The sequence below is a fragment of the Neisseria sp. Marseille-Q1983 genome (assembly GCF_018224585.1).
Classification (GTDB): Bacteria; Pseudomonadota; Gammaproteobacteria; order Burkholderiales; family Neisseriaceae; genus Neisseria; species Neisseria polysaccharea.
Genome location: NZ_JAGTUI010000093.1, coordinates 1 through 1,638, shown reverse-complemented (window position 1 = coordinate 1,638; position 1,638 = coordinate 1). Strand labels below are relative to the sequence as shown.

2 protein-coding genes are annotated in these 1,638 nt (G+C 39.6%); both read right to left on the bottom strand.

Annotated features, from left to right (window positions below; translation table 11 throughout):
* Positions 1-214: 214 nt before the first annotated feature.
* A complete protein-coding gene (locus KEM39_RS11195) occupies positions 215-811 on the bottom strand; it encodes an SMI1/KNR4 family protein (RefSeq protein ID WP_211710054.1) in 597 nt (198 codons plus the stop codon).
* Positions 812-832: 21 nt separating this feature from the next.
* On the bottom strand, positions 833-1,638 hold an 806-nt coding region (locus KEM39_RS11770), incomplete at its 5' end, for an RHS repeat-associated core domain-containing protein (RefSeq protein ID WP_249182777.1).

Here is a 1,638-nt window from a genome sequence, read left to right as displayed (position 1 = left end):
AAAGTGTTACCGAAAGAGGCCATGCACTTACTCTCTCCGTCGAGATTCTAGGGTATTGAGACCGTCTAATAAACCGAAAAAACCGCGTGCGTGCTTTGAGGCACGCACCCTACCTGTGAATTTGGAAATTTATGCGGGCTACGATTTGCTAATCAAAGCTAGAAATATATAATTCAGTTTACATATATCTTTAGGCACATAATATTTCAAACAATTATTCTTCTTCTAAGACCATACGATTAAAACAGTCATACAAATCTTCTCCGACTAAATACATATTTTGCATCTTTACTTCTTCAGGCATAGTTTTTCCAAAATCATCAAAATAATCTTCTTCATCCCATTCGTTTTCATGGTACCAATAAAAAATTTGTCCTATTTTTTCCCCTTTTATACAAAGAAATATCCTATCTCCGCAGTTATTCTCAGCAATAGGTAAAAAATTCGTAGGAATCCTATTTTCCATTTTTTTTATAGCATTGCTCAATGAATAGCCAGTTTGATACGATTCCCCTTCCCCATAGAAACAACCAAATTCCCCTTTCTTTATTACAACATTTTCTATTGGTGAATCAGAGGGATAACAATAGCTTGGTAGTCCATTGTTATACATGGTTAATTTATAAAATACTTCATTTAGATATGTTTCTCCTCCAAAACACGTCAAATAATCTAAATAATCAGAAAATTCTTTTCTATCAACATCTAGAAATTTTGACATTATTTCTCGTGATAAAGGAGCGAAAGGCTTTGCTCCGACCCTTACAACTCCACCCATTTTTTCTATTAAAGTTTGCATTTTTGTGCTCATAATGTTTACTCCAGTTGAAGGTTATGGACATGTTTTTCCGATTTTCTTCTTATTACGCATGCCACTTGCAGGACCAGTATGCCTAATGCCACTATGTAAATCTCTCGGTATTATTTGCGCCGTATTTCTACTTGAATGATGTAAGTCAAGACGATTGTCCGTCAAATATTTTTGGGTATCTTGGATAGACCATCCCATCTTATCTGCTAAAGCCCTTCTCATTCTTGTGAAATCTTTATCTGGGTCACCCGTCATACCGGTAACTTTAAACCCTTTGGGCCCTTTACCAGATGAAGACCAAGGAGTTTTTGCCCAAAGAGAAAAGTCTGGTCTACCACCTCTGTAATTAATAGAATCACCAACATTGAGTCCCAAATCTTGTGGGTTATTTGGCGTAAAACGAGAATGTCCTCTTTCTCCTACCCAAGTTCCGTCCCTAGGTAGCCTCCAGCCCGCTGGTTTGGGTGTTCCTTTTTTCCAATATGCCCAACCCAATGGGTCAATCCATATCTGGCTGTTAGGAGCAAACAAATACAAATTATCTCCACCCAACAACCCGATCGGATCCTGATTCACAAACCGACCCGCCTCAGGCTCGTAATAACGCATCAGGTTGTAATGCAGCCCGGTTTCTTCATCATAATACTGGTTCTGCAATCTAAACGGCTGATGGACGTTCTGATAGACACGCCCGTCCTTTTTCAGACGGCCCCAGGCGGTGTATTCGCCGTACCATAAGAGATTGCCATGAATGTCGGTCATCTCGCGCGGTATGCCGATTTGGTCGTTGTGGAAATAGGCAAGGTATTGTTTGCTGTCTTTGGCGT

Excerpts from the sequence above, each read along its gene's own strand:
- KEM39_RS11195 (WP_211710054.1), bottom strand. The coding sequence starts at position 811 with ATGAGCACAAAAATGCAAACTTTAATAGAAAAAATGGGTGGAGTTGTA.